The sequence below is a fragment of the Bordetella petrii genome (genome assembly GCF_000067205.1).
Lineage (GTDB): Bacteria > Pseudomonadota > Gammaproteobacteria > Burkholderiales > Burkholderiaceae_B > Bordetella_A > Bordetella_A petrii.
Genome location: NC_010170.1, coordinates 1,165,731 through 1,182,065, shown reverse-complemented (window position 1 = coordinate 1,182,065; position 16,335 = coordinate 1,165,731). Strand labels below are relative to the sequence as shown.

Genomic DNA, 16,335 nt, shown 5'->3' with positions numbered 1-16,335 from the left:
GGTAAGATAAATTACCACATAATTATTTGACTTTCCAATTGGAAGAAAATAGTTCAAGATAAGACACTCAATCCAAACCAGAGGAGACAGCCCATGAATGAGGAAGAGATCATTTCCGAGGTGCGCGACGGCGCCATGTGGATTACCCTAAACCGTCCTGAAGCAATGAACTCATTGACGCCACGGGTGCTGGCCGGAATTTCCCGAGCCTTGGATCAGGCGCAGAACACTGACGGCGTACGTGCCGTGGTACTGACCGGCAATGGACGCGCTTTTTGCGCCGGCGCCGATTTGAAGTACGTGCAAAGCCAGGTCGGCGACACCGACAATGGAACACGGCACTTCCTGAGCGAGGTACTGGCCCTCATGAACCGCGTGGAGAGCTTTCCGATGCCGGTCATTGCCGCAATCAACGGCTTGGCGCTAGCCGGCGGCCTCGAGCTGGTACTGTGCTGTGATTTGGTCATCGCGGCCCGCTCGGCCAAGCTGGGCGACGCGCACGCCAACTACGGCTTGCTTCCGGGCGGCGGCGGATCGGTACGACTGCCGCGAAAGATAGGACCGAGTCGTGCGAAGTATCTGCTCTATACGGGAGAATTCCTGCCGGCCGAGGAATTGCTGGCCGCCGGCCTGGTAAACAAGGTGGTGGAAGATGCGGAGCTGCTTTCCGCTACCGGCGAGCTGGTCGCCACGTTAGCCCGGAAGAGCCCTCTTGGCTTGCGCCGAATGAAGGCACTGGTTGATGATGGACTGGCCCAGCCGATCGAATCGGCCTTGCGGCTAGAACTGCTGGCTTCCGAGGTGCATGCCCATAGCGCGGACATGAAGGAAGGCCTGGCCGCATTCAACGAGAAAAGAGCGCCGGTGTTCACCGGTCGCTAGGAACGCCTGTTTGTGAGGAGAGAGACCATGACACCCCTCGACCGCTTCGCCCGCCTGCGTGCCACGCAGGAAACCGCTTGGCAGATGGCACCGGCCATACGGGCAATCTATGAAAGAGCCGGGATGACGCCAGCCGACCTGCGCACCGCCCAGGATCTGACACGTCTGCCGGTCACCAGCAAGGACGAACTGCTAGCGCTTCAGCAATCACATCCGCCGTTCGGCGGGTTCCTCGCCGCTCGGGAAGAGGATATCGCGCACATCTTTGTCTCGCCCGGCCCCCTGAACGAACCGCACCTGCGCTCCGACCGGGATGGACATGGTTTTGCACGGGTGTTTCAGGCTGCCGGTGTAGGGCCGGGCGACCGCGTTCTGAACACCTGGTCCTATCACCTCGTTCCCGCCGGCCTTCTGCTTGACCGGGGCATTGTCGCCTGCGGCGCCACCGTCATTCCTGCCGGGACTGGCGGCGCCGAATTGCAGGCGAAGATTGTGCTCGACTTGGGTGTCACCTGCATCTGCGCTTCCACCGCTTTTTTCATGACCTTGGTCGAGACACTGGAGGGCCTCGGTCACGAGCTGCCGCGAGCTTGGAAAGTGCGCTCTGCTCTACTGGGCGGCGAGATGGGAGATTGGATGGGCAAGCGCCGCCGCCTCGAGGAGCGCTATGGCATGCGAACCTTCTCCACCTACGCCACCGGCGATTTTGGATTGATTGGCTACGAACAGAAGGGCCAAGAAGGTTATGCAATCCACGAAGACCGTCTGGTGCAGATTTGCGACCCAGTCACCGGCTTGCCAGTCGCTGCGGGCACGCCGGGCCAAATCGTCGTTACCACGCTTTCGCCCGGTTGGCCACTGATTCGCTTCGGCACCGGCGACGTCGCTTGCGCCCTCGAAACCGGTGATGACGGATGTGTTAGCAGGATCGGCCAAATACAGGGCCGGGTCGGGCAGGCGGTCAAGGCCAGGGAAATTTTCATTTATCCTCGGCAACTGGAGGAGTTGGCCATCCGCATTCCTGGAGTGCGCGCCGCTCAGGCGGTGATCACCTGCCCCGGCAACCGCGAGGAAGTCACACTACGCCTGGCGGTCGAACCCTCGGCACGACAGGATTCGTTGGCGCAGACGGTGGCCCAGGAATTCCAGACCCTGTCCCGGCTCAAGCCCGATCACTTCGAATGGCTAGCGGCCGATGCCCTGGCGGCGGAAACCGTACTAGTGGTAGATCGCAAGAGCGGTACTTAGCGAATCGCTGTTAGGCGGCGGTCATCTGATACCAGGCGCAGCCGTCGTCTCCGATTCGCACCGAAGCTTCACCTCGGGCTACGAGATAGTTGAGATGGGCCAAACTTTCTCCCGTCGCCATGCTCATCAAATGGTGGTCCGAGGTGATAGCCCGGGCGAACAGTGCCCCGTATACGTCGATCACACGCCGCGGTTCGCACAGAGCTTTCCGCAGCCGCTCGAGCGCGCGCTGCTGGCTCTGCAAAAGAGAGTCGATCCGATGATGCAAGCCATGAAACGGCTCATTATGTGAAGGAAGCACCAGTACGTCGTCCGGGACTTCGCGCCTCAGTTTTTCAAGCGAATCCAGCCAGTCTGAGAGTGGGTTAGCTTCCGGCTCGGTGGGAAATACCGAGACGTTGGATGATATGCGGGGCAATATCTGGTCGCCCGAGATCAGCTGCTTTAGCTCAGGGCAGTACAGGCAAACATGCTCTGGCGAATGCCCCGTGCCCACCACGACGCGCCAGAGCCGTCCGCCGATATAAAGCTCTTCGCCATCCCGCAGGCGCCGATAACTGTCGGGCAAAGCATAGATCATCTTGCCGAAGGCGCCGAACCGCGTACGGTAGTTTTCGATGTCTTCGTCATTCCAGCCGGCCCGACGATAGAATTGCACGGCGTCCTCCGGCGCTTCACGACCGGTATCGGCGCCTAGCACGCGACAGCTCAGGTACTCCAGGCGACTGATCCATAGCTTGCAGCCAAACTTCCGGGTCAGCCAGCCCGCCATGCCGATATGGTCGGGATGCATATGGGTGACGAAGACGCGCGTCACAGGATCCCCGAGCACACCGGAAAACAACCGGCGCCAAGCCGCCGCCGTATCGGGCGACCAGATGCCGGTATCCACCAGCGACCAGCCGGCCCCATCACGGATTGCCCACATGTTGATATGGTCGAGTTGGAACGGCAGGGGCATGCGTATCCACTGCACCCCCTGCGCGATTTCCCTGGCGGTTCCCGCCTCTGGAACCTCTCCGCACGGATATGTCAGGCCAAGCTTGGCAGCTGTGCTACCTTCGTCTTCAGTGTTCATGGCGGACTCCTCACGATACGCCGGCCTTATTACATCCGCCCGGCGTTATTCCTAGGCCAGACTACGCGCAATGATGAGCTTCTGAATATGGCTCGTGCCTTCATAGATCTTGCAGACACGGACGTCCCGGCAATAGCGTTCGACCGGGAAATCTTTGAGGTAGCCGTACCCACCATGGAGTTGTAGCGCGGTAGAGCACACCTTCTCCGCCATCTCGCTAGCGAACAGCTTCGCCATCGACGCTTCCTTCGCGCATGGAACGTTCGCATCGACCAAGCGTGCGGCATGCAACACATACTGATGGGCAATCTCTACATGCATCGCCATGTCTGCCAAGTCGAAGCTGACCGCCTGCAAGTTGATGATCGGGGCGCCATACGCTTCCCGGTCCTTGGCGTACCGCAAGGCCGCCTCCAGCGCGGCACGAGCGACCCCAACGGCCTGCGCCGCAATGGCGACACGGCCGTGCGACAGTAATGCCATCGTTTGCTGATAGCCTGCGCCTTCGGCACCAATGAGATTTCCGGCTGGGACGCGACAATCCTTCAATTCGATCTGCGCGAGATGTGCGGTGTGTTGACCATATTTACTTTCGACACGTGCGACCTCGTATCCGGGCTGCTTCGGGTCGACTAGGAACAAGCTTTTTCCGCGCTTGCCGGCGGTTGGATCGGTGACCGCAAGCACGATCGCCAAGCCTGCCTCGCTGCCGTTCGAAATGAATTGCTTGCTGCCGTTCAGGACGTATTCAGTGCCATCTCGTCGCGCGGAGGTGCGAAATGCCGCGGTGTCGGATCCGGCGTGAGGCTCGGTAAGCAAGAAGGCGCCAATGTGCTCACCGCTGGCAAGCTTTGGCAAGTATTTACGCTTCTGTTCTTCGCTAGCCGACCACATCAGCGTCAGACCCAGACTGTTGTGGACATGAACGATAGTCGCAAATCCAGCATCCGCCGCCGCGAACTCTTCAATGGCCAGACAGTATTCGACAAAGCTTGCGCCCGACCCGCCATACTCGTCTGGCACCAACATACCCATAAAGCCGAGTTCACCCACAGATTTCAGCTCGTCATGTGGCCAAGCTTGCGACTGATCGCGCGCGGCCGCGGTCGTTGCGACGACTTCGTTGGCCACCTTTCTGGCGGAATCGCGGATCATGACTTCCTGTTCGCTCAGGAAGACTGCGGAAGTATCGGACATCATATCTCCTTGAATGGAGCCTTGCGGCGCCTTGTTGTAGTGATCAATGCGTGCCATATGCTGCCGGGCTTTCCGGAGCACTTTTCTCACCAATTTTCGACTTATTGGAAGATCGTTTTACCTATTGAACATGAATTTTACTCTTCGGTCAATTATGTTCCCGCCTCTTACCCTCCCCCGCTGTCAGAATAGTTGGAACCTCAGTTGCTGTTAGAGTCCCAAACCATTGGGGGCAAAGAGAAGGTTCCGATGAAGTATTCCGCAGAACGCCGGGAAGCCATCCTGAAGAAGTTACTGGCCCCGCACAACCGCACGGTCTCCGACCTGGCACGCGAAGAAGGCATTTCCGAGGCCACGATCTATAACTGGCGCAAACAGGCCCGCGGCCAGGGCCGTTTGTTGCCAGACCAGGCGTCGGACAGCGAGGGCTGGAGCTCGCAGGACAAGTTCAACGCCGTGCTGGAAAGCGCTGCGCTGTCCGAAGTGGAGCTGGCCGAGTACTGCCGGCGCCGGGGACTGTATGCCGAGCAGTTGCGCCGCTGGCGAACGAGTTGCGAGCAGGCCAACGCGCAGAGCCAGAGCGCCGCCCGGCAGGAGGCCGACGCGCTCAAGGCTGAACGTCGCCGCACGCGCGATTTGGAGCGCGAGCTGCGCCGCAAGAACGCCGCGCTGGCTGAGACGGCAGCATTGCTGACCTTGCGAAAAAAAGCCCGGGCGATCTGGGGGGACGAGGAAGAATGACCAATGCCCAGGATCGCCGTCAAGCTGTAGCGTTGGTCGATGAGGCTCGCCAGGCCGGTGCACGCTTGCAGAGCGCATGCATCGAACTCGGTATCGGCTTGAACACTTATCGTCGCTGGGCGACGGGCGATGAGGACAGACGCCCGCACGCCCCCGCTGTCAGAATAGTTGGAACCTCAGTTGCTGTTAGAGTCCCAAACCATTGGGGGCAAAGAGAAGGTTCCGATGAAGTATTCCGCAGAACGCCGGGAAGCCATCCTGAAGAAGTTACTGGCCCCGCACAACCGCACGGTCTCCGACCTGGCACGCGAAGAAGGCATTTCCGAGGCCACGATCTATAACTGGCGCAAACAGGCCCGCGGCCAGGGCCGTTTGTTGCCAGACCAGGCGTCGGACAGCGAGGGCTGGAGCTCGCAGGACAAGTTCAACGCCGTGCTGGAAAGCGCTGCGCTGTCCGAAGTGGAGCTGGCCGAGTACTGCCGGCGCCGGGGACTGTATGCCGAGCAGTTGCGCCGCTGGCGAACGAGTTGCGAGCAGGCCAACGCGCAGAGCCAGAGCGCCGCCCGGCAGGAGGCCGACGCGCTCAAGGCTGAACGTCGCCGCACGCGCGATTTGGAGCGCGAGCTGCGCCGCAAGAACGCCGCGCTGGCTGAGACGGCAGCATTGCTGACCTTGCGAAAAAAAGCCCGGGCGATCTGGGGGGACGAGGAAGAATGACCAATGCCCAGGATCGCCGTCAAGCTGTAGCGTTGGTCGATGAGGCTCGCCAGGCCGGTGCACGCTTGCAGAGCGCATGCATCGAACTCGGTATCGGCTTGAACACTTATCGTCGCTGGGCGACGGGCGATGAGGACAGACGCCCGCACGCCATACATGCCACGCCATCGCATGCACTGACAGACGCCGAGCGCCAGGCCGTGCTGCAGGCCTGCCACCGTCCCGAGTTCGCCAGCCTGCCGCCGGCGCAGATCGTGGTACGGCTGCTCGATGAAGAGGGCCGGTACCTGGCGTCGGAGTCGACCTTCTATCGCGTGCTGCGCCAAGCCGATGAGCAGCACCGCCGTGGCCGGGCGCGCGCGCCACGTCACGCTGGAGCACCACGGCGCCACTGTGCCGACGCACCCAACCAGCTCTGGAGCTGGGACGTCACGTACCTGCATACGCGTATCCGCGGCCGGTTCTATTACCTGTATCTGATCCTGGACATCTACAGCCGGAAAATCGTCGGGGCCGAGGTGTTTGAATCGGAGAACATGGCCAACAGTGCCACCATCATCCAGCGCGCCGTGCTGCGCGAGCAGTGTCAGCACCGACCCCTGGTATTGCATGCCGATAATGGTAGCGCCATGAAAGGCTCGACCTTGCAGGTCACGCTCGAGAAGCTGGGCATTACCGCCTCGCACAGCCGACCCCAGGTATCCAACGACAACGCGTATTCCGAGGCCCTGTTCCGCACCTGCAAGTACCGGCCCGGTTACCCGATCGACGGCTTTGCAAGCGTGCAGGCCGCACGCCTGTGGGTGCATCAGTTCATCCACTGGTACAACCATGAGCATCGCCACAGCGCCATTCGCTACTTGGCTCCGGCGCAGCGTCATGCGGGCCTGGATGCCCCCATTCTGCAAGCCCGACAGCGCCTGTACCAACAAGCCAGGCAACGCCACCCAGCACGATGGTCGGGAAAACTACGCAACTGGCAGCCCATCGGCAGCGTCTGGCTCAACCCCGAGCCGGATCAACATGAGCAAGACACCGATCCAGTATTAGAGGCCGCATGAATCAGGTTCCAACTGCCTTGACAGACGCCGCGGTTTTCGCGACATTGTCGAAATAGCACGAGGAAACCGGCCCTTGCAATTTGACCTACAATACCGACCCGAAGAGCCGCTCGTACCACGTGAACTTAGGCTCGAATGCGATGAACGCATGGCAGCCAACGGTACTGTCCTCAAAGCGCCCGAGCCGCAAGCGCTCGATGCGCTAATCGAACAGTTGCGCACCCTCGGCGTGGAGGCGGTCGCCATCTGCTTTATCAACGCCTACGCCAACGACGCCCATGAGCGCGAAGTTGCGCAGTGGATCATCGAACGGCTACCAGAAGTCTACGTATGCACGGGGACCGATCTCACACGGGAATGGTATGAGTATGAACGGGCGTGCACCGCCTGCGCTAATGCTTTTGTCGGGCCGCAGATGGGACGCTATGCCCATGCGCTCGAGGCAGCACTGCAGGCGGGCGGATTTTCCGGCAGGAGCTTTTTCATGGGCTCTGGGGGTGGGGCAATCTCGCTGGCGCAGGCAGCTCGCCAGCCGATACGGCTGGTCGAGTCCGGTCCGGTTGGCGGCCTAGTTGGTGCGGCTGCTTACGCTAGGGCACTTGGGCTGGCTAATGTGGTCGCGCTCGACATCGGCGGCACCACAGCAAAATGCGCGCTGATTAAGGACGGCGGTTTCGATGTAAGTTCCACGTTCTGGATAGGAGGTTATGAGCGCGGAATGCCGATACGAAGCAGCATCATCGACATTGTCGAAGTCGGTGCAGGTGGTGGATCAATCGCTTTTGTCGATGAACTGGGCCGTATGCACGTCGGTCCGCGAAGTGCAGGATCTCGACCGGGGCCTGTCGCTTATGGGCGTGGCGGTATAGAACCCACAGTTACTGACGCGAATGTGGTGCTTGGGCGGATTGACCCGGAGAATTTCCTCGGGGACGGCATGCATCTGGACGCTCAGGCGATCGAAGCCACGATGCATGAACGCCTGGTACAGCCGTTGCGCCGGGCGACGAACTGCCGCGATGAGGTAAACGGTCAGGAAAACGATACCGATTACGATTTGGCGCCACTCGCGGCTGGCGTTTTGACGGTATCTTCGGTGAAGATGGCAGGGGCTATTCGAAAAGTCACGGTCGAGCGCGGTGAAGATCCGCGCGATTTCACTTTGCTGGCCTACGGCGGCGGTGGTCCATTGCACGCATCGGAACTAGCCAGAGAGATCGGCATTCCCCATATTGTCGTTCCGCCACGCGCGGGCGTGTTTGCGGCTTTCGGCATGCTCTTCGCCGACATGCGTAACGATGCGACCTGCACCTTCCTCGAGCCACTCGAAGATGAGGTGATGCCGCGACTTCGAAGTACCTGTGAGGCTCTACAAGAGGAAGCCAAGGCGGGGCTGGGGGATCGGTGTACCGAACTGTCGCCGGATATCAGCTATAGTGCCGAACTGCGCTATCGCGGCCAAATGCATTCGCTGCGTATGCCTATCGATCCGGCACAGGACGTTGCGACCCTACGCCAACGCTTCGAGGCACTTTACACGCGACGTTTTGGGCAAGCCAGCCCACGGTCGCCGGCAGAGTTCGTTGTACTCGTCGCCACGGCTTCTGCCGGCACACCCACTCCTTCATTGCAACCGGCCGTTAGCGCTCAAAGACTTGTCCCAGACACGCCAAGTTCAGCCGATATCCCGGTACAAACACGGCACGTATACCTAGGCGATCCGGCGCGTTGGCTCGAAGTGCCGATATATGGCTCCATCGCGTCTGGTGTGGAACGGGGCGCCGGATGATGTCAGCCTTGTCGGATGCAAGAACAACTCTTCACCCAGGCTTTGGGGCTGACGCCGCCGTGGGCGGTGGACGGCGTGTCGTTTCGTCCGGATGAGGGGGCGATCCACTTCGAGGTGTCGTGCGATGCCGCGCGCCTGGCCTGTCCGGCCTGTGGGGCGGCGGACCAGCCGGTGCACGACCGGGTGGAGCGCACCTGGCAGCACCTGCACTTCTTCCAGTTCAAGGCGTTCATCCATTGCCGCGTGCCGCGCGTGGCCTGCCGCGCGTGCGGCAAGACCCCGCAGGCACCGGTGCCGTGGGCGGCCAAGGGCTCCGGCTTTTCGATGCTGATGGAAGCCTTTGTCGTCACCATGTGCGCTTCGCTGCCCGTGGCCCATGTGGCGCGGCTCGTCGGCGTCTCGGATGACCGTATCTGGCGCGTCCTGCGCCGGCATGTCGATACCGCGCGGGCGAAGGAGAACTTCGCCGAGGTCCGGCGCGTCGGTGTCGACGAGACCGCCAGCCGCAAAGGCCAGCGCTACGTCACGCTGTTTCATGATCTCGACCGGCGCCGGCTGCTGTTTGCCACACCGGGCCGCGACAAGACCACCTTCACGCGGTTCACACACGACCTCAGGGCGCACGGGGGCAAGGCCGGCCAGGTCACGGACTGGTGCATGGACCTGTCCGGCGCCTATCAGGCCGGGGCGAAGGCGGCCGCACCGGAGGCCGCCATCAGCTTCGACCCCTTCCACGTCGTGGCGCTGGCCCACAAGGCGCTGGATCAGGTGCGGCGGGCCGAGGTCAAGTCCCACCCGGAGCTCAAGCACAGCCGCTGGGGCACGCTCAAGGCCCCGCGCCGGTGGAACGCAGCGCAGATTCACACCATGCATTGGCTGCAGCGCAGCTCGCTGAAGACCGCCCGCGCCTGGCGCCTCAAGGAGGCGCTGCGCCGCATCTACGAGACGGCAGCGGATCGCCCCACCGCCGAACCGCTGCTCCGAAAGTGGGTCTCTTGGGCACGACGGTGTCGGCTGACGCCCTTCAAGAAGCTCGGCGCCACCCTCCGCGACCACCTCACGGGCATCCTGCGGCATTTCGACACCGGCCTGTCCAACGGCCAGGTCGAGGCCTTCAACGCCCAGATCCAGGCCGCCAAGGCCCGCGCCAAGGGCTATCGCACCGACGCCAACCTGATCGCCATCAGCTACCTGCTGTGCGCCAAGCTCAGGCATCTACCCCGCCATCCATGGCTGCATGCTTCCGCTCAGGCATGAGCCCTTTCCACAGGAATCGCGATTGAGCCAAATGGGAGCGCCACAGCGTCTTCGCGATTCAAAGACGTTTGTTGCGGATGGTTCCGATGCTTTCCGCTATAGAATCCTATTCAGCCAACCACCCTGGGGGATGGCCGGGCGCGCTCGCCACATGGAAACAGGAGGTTGCTCAAAGAGCGAAAGCTGGGCAAATTGCCGATTCTGAGTTTCTCGAACAGGGCCATAACTCGCTGTTGGTTGAAGCCCATTCAAGCCATCCGTGGGATCGCCTACTTCAGGATAACTTTATTGAACTAGTTTCAGACATATTGCGCTTGTGGTCAGAGGTGCGCCGCATATATGCCGCGCTGGAGTCGCGCACACCACTGGAACCGAACTTGGCCAATCAAGTATGGCAGACCAGAGCGTTTCCATTATGGCCTGACTTCGATGTCGCGCTACGCGTTTCCGCAGGTATTTTGCTGGGCTATACGGTTCTCTGCACATTGTGGTGGGTAACGGGGTGGAGTCAGGGGCCGAACGCTCTGTTGATGGGAACAGTGGCATTGGCGTTTTTTGGCGGCGCCGATGAGGCAGGAAAAGCAATTTTCACTTTTCTCAAGTTCGGAATTATGGCGCTCCTGATGGGAGCCGGGTTGAGCTATGGACTGCTGCCCTTTGCACAGGACTTTCCTAGCTTTGTCTTGGTCATGGCTCTCGTCATGTTGCCACTGGGCGCTTGGGCAGCCTCTAACCCCTTAGCCATCTTGAATCGCCCCGGGTTTTGCGGAGGCTCCTACTCTTGAGAGAATGCGAGCCATGAGCAAGAACAACGCGAACAAGTTTTCCCCGGAAGTGCGCGAGCGCGCCGTGCGCCTGGTGCAGGAGTCCCGCAGCGAGTACCCGTCGCTGTGGGTGGCGGTCGAGTCCATCGCGCCTAAGATCGGCTGCTCGGCGCAGACGCTGCTGACCTGGGTCAAGCGCCACGAAGTCGACAGCGGGCAGCGCGAAGGCGTCACCACCAGCGAGCGAGAACGCATCAAGACCCTGGAGCGTGAGGTTCGTGAACTGCGCCGGGCCAACGACATCCTGCGCACGGCCAGCGCTTTTTTCGCGCAGGCGGAGCTCGACCGCAAACTGAAGTCGTAAACACCTACATCGACCGGCACCGGGAGGTTTACGGGGTCGAGCCGATCTGCAAGGTGTTGCAGGTTGCCTCGTCGGCCTATCGGCGCCATGCTGCGCGGCTGCGCGATCCGGCGCGGCGCAGCGACCGTGCCCGCCGCGACGAACGGCTCATGCCACACGTCCAGCGAGTCTGGCAGGAGAACTATCGCGTCTACGGCGCCGACAAGGTCTGGCGGCAGTTGAACCGCGAAGGCGTGAGGGTGGCCCGTTGTACGGTCGAACGGCTGATGCGCGCTCAGGGCCTGCAAGGCGTGCGGCGCGGCAAGCGGCTGCGAACGACCATCGCTGATGATGCGGCCAGCCGTCCAGTGGATCGGGTCAACCGGCAGTTCCGGGCCGATCGCCCCAATCAGCTCTGGGTCTCGGACTTCACCTACGTCTCGACCTGGCAGGGTTGGCTGTACGTGGCCTTCGTCATCGACGTCTACGCCCGGCGCATCGTCGGCTGGCGAGTGAGCAAGTCGATGACGACGGACTTCGTGCTTGATGCGCTGGAGCAGGCTCTATATGCCCGTCAGCCCGGCAACGATGGTTCTCTAACCCATCACTCCGACAGAGGGTCGCAATACGTCAGTATCCGCTATAGCGAGCGCCTGGCCGAAGCGGGCATCGAGCCGTCCGTGGGTAGCCGTGGTGACAGTTACGACAACGCCTTGGCCGAGACCATCAACGGCTTGTACAAGGCTGAACTAATTCACCGTCGCGCACCCTGGAAAACCAGGGAATCTGTCGAGCTGGCAACCTTGGAATGGGTTGCCTGGTTCAACCATCAACGCCTGCACTCATCCATCGGCTATATCCCGCCGGCTGAGGCTGAGGCAAACTACTACAACCAACTCGGCACATCCGCCGGTGAGGCCGTTTTACTTTAACCAAACAGCCTCCGCGAAAACCGGGGCGATTCATCTTGCTGTTGGGAATCGGTTTGAGCAACATAAATTTGCAGGCAGTCTATACGCCGCTGGACTTTGGTACTTTCCTTGACGCAAGCTCTTCGACCCTAATTGGAATTTATACTGGCTCGCTATGTATCCATATAGTCAGGAAGATGGGGGCTTCGCACACGGCCGACCGTTTGCGCCGGCAGGAGCGCCGTGACATTGCAGTTCTGACGCAACAGGCGAATCCCCGTGCTCTGGAAGGCTATGGAAATCGATCGCTGGATCGCATATCCAGTATTACTAGTAGGCACCCCGCGCACAATGACCAAAGTACCAACCTATTATCTTGGCTGCGGGCCGGCATAGCGATTGGGACTATTCGCCAGACATGTGCCAGTTTGACTGATGAACTTCGCGAAGCTAGCGAGTCGCTGCTAACCGAGGCTCGCTTGGAACTCATGGACCGTGGTTCGCATACTTTGCTCAACCGTATCGACGATGCGCTAACTGCCACGTGCAAGGCGGGAAGCCGAGCACCGGACGCGTTAGTGAGAGGTTTGGTTGGACTACGCCTCGCATTGTTTGAAAAATCTCCTCCGTGGAGGTATGCAGAATGATCGGCGAAGTCGACATCGCGGGGGTTTACTTTTCTCCGTTATTGATGTGTCTACTCATTCGGCGTCTGTCAAGGCAGTTGGAACCTGATTCATGCGGCCTCTAATACTGGATCGGTGTCTTGCTCATGTTGATCCGGCTCGGGGTTGAGCCAGACGCTGCCGATGGGCTGCCAGTTGCGTAGTTTTCCCGACCATCGTGCTGGGTGGCGTTGCCTGGCTTGTTGGTACAGGCGCTGTCGGGCTTGCAGAATGGGGGCATCCAGGCCCGCATGACGCTGCGCCGGAGCCAAGTAGCGAATGGCGCTGTGGCGATGCTCATGGTTGTACCAGTGGATGAACTGATGCACCCACAGGCGTGCGGCCTGCACGCTTGCAAAGCCGTCGATCGGGTAACCGGGCCGGTACTTGCAGGTGCGGAACAGGGCCTCGGAATACGCGTTGTCGTTGGATACCTGGGGTCGGCTGTGCGAGGCGGTAATGCCCAGCTTCTCGAGCGTGACCTGCAAGGTCGAGCCTTTCATGGCGCTACCATTATCGGCATGCAATACCAGGGGTCGGTGCTGACACTGCTCGCGCAGCACGGCGCGCTGGATGATGGTGGCACTGTTGGCCATGTTCTCCGATTCAAACACCTCGGCCCCGACGATTTTCCGGCTGTAGATGTCCAGGATCAGATACAGGTAATAGAACCGGCCGCGGATACGCGTATGCAGGTACGTGACGTCCCAGCTCCAGAGCTGGTTGGGTGCGTCGGCACAGTGGCGCCGTGGTGCTCCAGCGTGACGTGGCGCGCGCGCCCGGCCACGGCGGTGCTGCTCATCGGCTTGGCGCAGCACGCGATAGAAGGTCGACTCCGACGCCAGGTACCGGCCCTCTTCATCGAGCAGCCGTACCACGATCTGCGCCGGCGGCAGGCTGGCGAACTCGGGACGGTGGCAGGCCTGCAGCACGGCCTGGCGCTCGGCGTCTGTCAGTGCATGCGATGGCGTGGCATGTATGGCGTGCGGGCGTCTGTCCTCATCGCCCGTCGCCCAGCGACGATAAGTGTTCAAGCCGATACCGAGTTCGATGCATGCGCTCTGCAAGCGTGCACCGGCCTGGCGAGCCTCATCGACCAACGCTACAGCTTGACGGCGATCCTGGGCATTGGTCATTCTTCCTCGTCCCCCCAGATCGCCCGGGCTTTTTTTCGCAAGGTCAGCAATGCTGCCGTCTCAGCCAGCGCGGCGTTCTTGCGGCGCAGCTCGCGCTCCAAATCGCGCGTGCGGCGACGTTCAGCCTTGAGCGCGTCGGCCTCCTGCCGGGCGGCGCTCTGGCTCTGCGCGTTGGCCTGCTCGCAACTCGTTCGCCAGCGGCGCAACTGCTCGGCATACAGTCCCCGGCGCCGGCAGTACTCGGCCAGCTCCACTTCGGACAGCGCAGCGCTTTCCAGCACGGCGTTGAACTTGTCCTGCGAGCTCCAGCCCTCGCTGTCCGACGCCTGGTCTGGCAACAAACGGCCCTGGCCGCGGGCCTGTTTGCGCCAGTTATAGATCGTGGCCTCGGAAATGCCTTCTTCGCGTGCCAGGTCGGAGACCGTGCGGTTGTGCGGGGCCAGTAACTTCTTCAGGATGGCTTCCCGGCGTTCTGCGGAATACTTCATCGGAACCTTCTCTTTGCCCCCAATGGTTTGGGACTCTAACAGCAACTGAGGTTCCAACTATTCTGACAGCGGGGGACCGCGCGTCGTGACCAACGCAATGCGCGCGCCGCGGCGCTCGAGCAGTGCATTAATCACCAACGTGGTACCGTGCTTGAAACTCTGCGATTCTTCAAGCGGTACGCCGGCATCCTTGAGGCATTGGGCGATTGATTCGAAGAAATTTCCGTAGTTGGTAAGTCTCTTGGCTGAACGAACTTCACCCGTCTCGCGGTTGAAGGACGCCAGGTCAGTGAAAGTTCCACCAACGTCGATGGCGATCAAATGTTTCAGGTCTCGCTCCATCGTCAGCTCGTTCTAGTTACTGGTTGAGGATGACTTTTCAGTAATGTCGGACCATATCGCTTAATTCCACAGGCAGCACGACTCAGCCGGAATAGCCGGACAAAAGGAACCTAGTGCCCTGAGAGAATTCGGCGAACGCGAAGATATTTCGACGTGAGGAATGTCGTTGCGCGCAAAGCCACCGACAGCCGTCTGACACGACGAAACGAGTGCACGTATGTCTGCGTCAAATACGTCGTCGCGCCCACTTGACTGCCGATCAGGCTGACACCAGGATTCTGTGTTGATGCAAGGACACAAGCATTGACCTCATCGCGTACATAGACGGCCAAGATATCTATGAGGACCTCGGTCCCAGACGACCCGACTTGGGACAAAGTCTTTGCACCGCAGATGCCAGCTAACACCTGCACACGGAACGTGTGTGCGAGGTTGATGCAGGCAAGGCCAAGACCGCCGCCAACACCGGAAGCCAGAGCTCTATCTTCATTGGCAAGCGCGCCGCGCTCATGCAGGACGAACCACACGGTCCGGTACGCGCGGTCCAAGCCAACCGCATCGAAAAGGCTCATATCGATTGCATGTCTTCCGTATTCTGCGTGAGTAGTCACTCGGTCATCGATCAGAACCGCCTTTACGTCTGGCTCCATTGCCGGGGCGACTCTCGCAGCATCTTCCCACGAGTTGGAGGATAGTAGCGGGACGGTTACGACCAATTCGGAGTAATTGAGCAGCCGCTTTGATCGCGATGCGCGCGGTTCACTATCTTCCCTCTCGTGAAGGGCCAAGGAATTCGAAGCGACGCGCCTCTAACTAGGATGGTTGGCGCCCTCACTTTAGCCCCGCTTCGAAGCGAGCCTGATAAACAAAATCGTTGCGATCGCGACGAGACTGAGGCCAATTAGACGGAGGCGTCGCTATTTCAGGGGACATGATCAGCTTTTGACCTTGAACCAGCGTACGCCTTATGATCTTCCATGCACCATTACGACGCTCGAAGCGGTCCACGTAGCGAGCAAAGGAGAAGAGTTGCGAAGGCTTTCCGGCCTCGCCTTCGGAACCCGCTGCCAGATCCGCTAGGCTCGACTTGGCTTCCACCGGATAGTGCTGCACCGTCTGCACGTAGCTTTCAACCACCGCGATGTCAGTGTCAGCAAACTCGATCAACATGTTCGACACAATGTGCACCGAGAAAGGAATAGGCTGGTGGCGTACGCCGATCCACTCAATCAGGCCTTCGATATCGCCCGTATAAGGGCCGTGATCGTCCGTCGCATCAGGATGGAAAACATCGCGGATAGCATCCAGATCAAGGCGATCGACCGCCCGGCACCAGCGGTACATGCAGTCCTGGATCTCAAGACGATCCGCGACGCGCGCCGGGGAGAATAGAGACTCATGTGTCATGAGTGTTCCTTAACTTAGGTGACTAGGTCTTTTTCGTCAACAAGGCGGCCCGTAGGCGTCCCGAGGATAGTGGTTCGATAGAGCCTGCGCGCGTAGCCGTGGTCGTAGTCGTCGAGTGCGAGATGAATGGCGCAGCGGTTATCCCAGATCATCAAGTCACCCGGCTGGCAACTATGGCGGTAGGTGAACTCCGGCTGCGTACTGTGCTCGAACAAAAAACGCAAAATCGGCTGTGCTTCCGCTAAGGTCATGCCTACAATGCTGGCCGAGGCGAACTCACTGACGTAGATCGCCTTTTTTGGCTCCATC

Annotated in this window: 14 protein-coding genes, 2 pseudogenes and 1 other annotated feature; of the genes and pseudogenes, 9 read left to right on the top strand and 7 right to left on the bottom strand. The window is 60.5% G+C overall.

All coding sequences use genetic code 11. The features are described from left to right. Positions 1-93 precede the first annotated feature (93 nt). Positions 94-882, top strand: coding sequence for an enoyl-CoA hydratase/isomerase family protein (locus BPET_RS05660; protein WP_012248115.1), 789 nt, complete (start codon positions 94-96; stop codon positions 880-882). A gap of 27 nt (positions 883-909) precedes the next feature. After that, complete coding sequence (locus tag BPET_RS05655; RefSeq protein WP_012248114.1) at positions 910-2,130, top strand: phenylacetate--CoA ligase family protein; 1,221 nt, start codon at positions 910-912, stop codon at positions 2,128-2,130. Between the two features lie 10 nt (positions 2,131-2,140). Here the strand turns inward: BPET_RS05655 and BPET_RS05650 are convergent, their stop codons facing one another. Together BPET_RS05650 and BPET_RS05645 are read right to left on the bottom strand one after the other, a co-directional pair. After that, positions 2,141-3,208 (bottom strand): MBL fold metallo-hydrolase, encoded by a 1,068-nt coding sequence (locus BPET_RS05650; protein WP_012248113.1) that lies wholly within the window; start codon positions 3,206-3,208, stop codon positions 2,141-2,143. Positions 3,209-3,259: 51 nt separating this feature from the next. Beyond that, on the bottom strand, positions 3,260-4,405 hold the full coding sequence (locus BPET_RS05645) for an acyl-CoA dehydrogenase family protein (protein ID WP_041863569.1): 1,146 nt from the start codon (positions 4,403-4,405) through the stop codon (positions 3,260-3,262). 249 nt (positions 4,406-4,654) lie between these two features. Between BPET_RS05645 and BPET_RS05640 the strand changes: the two genes are divergently transcribed. From BPET_RS05640 to BPET_RS27540, 7 genes and pseudogenes are all read left to right on the top strand, one after another. Continuing rightward, positions 4,655-5,146, top strand: coding sequence for a transposase (locus BPET_RS05640; protein WP_012247241.1), 492 nt, complete (start codon positions 4,655-4,657; stop codon positions 5,144-5,146). A 225-nt stretch (positions 5,147-5,371) separates the two neighbouring features. After that, positions 5,372-6,924, top strand: a pseudogene (locus BPET_RS05630) (IS3 family transposase). A gap of 73 nt (positions 6,925-6,997) precedes the next feature. Then, on the top strand, positions 6,998-8,713 hold the full coding sequence (locus tag BPET_RS05625) for a hydantoinase/oxoprolinase family protein (RefSeq protein ID WP_081482972.1): 1,716 nt from the start codon (positions 6,998-7,000) through the stop codon (positions 8,711-8,713). A 15-nt stretch (positions 8,714-8,728) separates the two neighbouring features. Further along, on the top strand, positions 8,729-9,970 hold the full coding sequence (locus BPET_RS05620; RefSeq protein WP_012248104.1) for an ISL3 family transposase: 1,242 nt from the start codon (positions 8,729-8,731) through the stop codon (positions 9,968-9,970). Positions 9,971-10,056: 86 nt separating this feature from the next. Then, positions 10,057-10,755, top strand: a complete 699-nt coding sequence (locus BPET_RS25775; protein ID WP_012248110.1) for an FUSC family protein — start codon at positions 10,057-10,059, stop codon at positions 10,753-10,755. 4 nt (positions 10,756-10,759) lie between these two features. Then, positions 10,760-12,009 (top strand): IS3 family transposase gene (locus BPET_RS05605; RefSeq protein WP_085970202.1). Its coding sequence is split into 2 segments (ribosomal slippage): positions 10,760-11,054 and positions 11,054-12,009, totalling 1,251 coding nucleotides; the frame shifts between segments, so codons are not numbered across the junction. Beyond that, positions 11,053-11,169 (top strand) — a sequence feature (AL1L pseudoknot). (Overlaps the previous gene by 117 nt.) Positions 12,010-12,044: 35 nt before the next feature. After that, the gene (locus BPET_RS27540) at positions 12,045-12,635 is read left to right on the top strand and encodes an FUSC family protein (RefSeq protein ID WP_158310072.1); all 591 of its coding nucleotides are present in this window, start codon (positions 12,045-12,047) and stop codon (positions 12,633-12,635) included. A gap of 89 nt (positions 12,636-12,724) precedes the next feature. On the opposite strand, the pseudogene BPET_RS05600 reads toward BPET_RS27540, so the two are convergent. From BPET_RS05600 to BPET_RS05575, 5 genes and pseudogenes are all read right to left on the bottom strand, one after another. After that, positions 12,725-14,277 (bottom strand): annotated as a pseudogene (locus BPET_RS05600) (IS3 family transposase). A 57-nt stretch (positions 14,278-14,334) separates the two neighbouring features. Next, entirely contained in the window at positions 14,335-14,619 is a 285-nt protein-coding gene (locus BPET_RS05590) for a hydantoinase/oxoprolinase N-terminal domain-containing protein (RefSeq protein ID WP_012248108.1), read from the bottom strand. Positions 14,620-14,729: 110 nt separating this feature from the next. Next, on the bottom strand, positions 14,730-15,191 hold the full coding sequence (locus BPET_RS05585; protein WP_041862734.1) for an MDR/zinc-dependent alcohol dehydrogenase-like family protein: 462 nt from the start codon (positions 15,189-15,191) through the stop codon (positions 14,730-14,732). A gap of 259 nt (positions 15,192-15,450) precedes the next feature. Next, on the bottom strand, positions 15,451-16,026 hold the full coding sequence (locus BPET_RS05580; RefSeq protein WP_012248106.1) for a nuclear transport factor 2 family protein: 576 nt from the start codon (positions 16,024-16,026) through the stop codon (positions 15,451-15,453). A 14-nt stretch (positions 16,027-16,040) separates the two neighbouring features. Then, positions 16,041-16,334 carry a TauD/TfdA dioxygenase family protein gene (locus BPET_RS05575; RefSeq protein ID WP_012248105.1) on the bottom strand — a complete coding sequence of 98 codons (294 nt, stop codon included), beginning with the start codon at positions 16,332-16,334 and terminating at the stop codon, positions 16,041-16,043. Between the last annotated feature and the right edge of the window lies 1 nt (position 16,335).

Bases quoted from the DNA above. Each gene is read 5' to 3' on its own strand.
- BPET_RS05660 (WP_012248115.1), top strand. From the start codon at position 94: ATGAATGAGGAAGAGATCATTTCCGAGGTGCGCGACGGCGCCATGTGG.
- BPET_RS05655 (WP_012248114.1), top strand. From the start codon at position 910: ATGACACCCCTCGACCGCTTCGCCCGCCTGCGTGCCACGCAGGAAACC.
- BPET_RS05650 (WP_012248113.1), bottom strand. From the start codon at position 3,208: ATGAACACTGAAGACGAAGGTAGCACAGCTGCCAAGCTTGGCCTGACA.
- BPET_RS05645 (WP_041863569.1), bottom strand. From the start codon at position 4,405: ATGTCCGATACTTCCGCAGTCTTCCTGAGCGAACAGGAAGTCATGATC.
- BPET_RS05640 (WP_012247241.1), top strand. From the start codon at position 4,655: ATGAAGTATTCCGCAGAACGCCGGGAAGCCATCCTGAAGAAGTTACTG.
- BPET_RS05620 (WP_012248104.1), top strand. From the start codon at position 8,729: ATGCAAGAACAACTCTTCACCCAGGCTTTGGGGCTGACGCCGCCGTGG.
- BPET_RS25775 (WP_012248110.1), top strand. From the start codon at position 10,057: ATGCTTTCCGCTATAGAATCCTATTCAGCCAACCACCCTGGGGGATGG.
- BPET_RS05590 (WP_012248108.1), bottom strand. From the start codon at position 14,619: ATGGAGCGAGACCTGAAACATTTGATCGCCATCGACGTTGGTGGAACT.
- BPET_RS05585 (WP_041862734.1), bottom strand. From the start codon at position 15,191: ATGAGCCTTTTCGATGCGGTTGGCTTGGACCGCGCGTACCGGACCGTG.
- BPET_RS05580 (WP_012248106.1), bottom strand. From the start codon at position 16,026: ATGACACATGAGTCTCTATTCTCCCCGGCGCGCGTCGCGGATCGTCTT.
- BPET_RS05575 (WP_012248105.1), bottom strand. From the start codon at position 16,334: ATGGAGCCAAAAAAGGCGATCTACGTCAGTGAGTTCGCCTCGGCCAGC.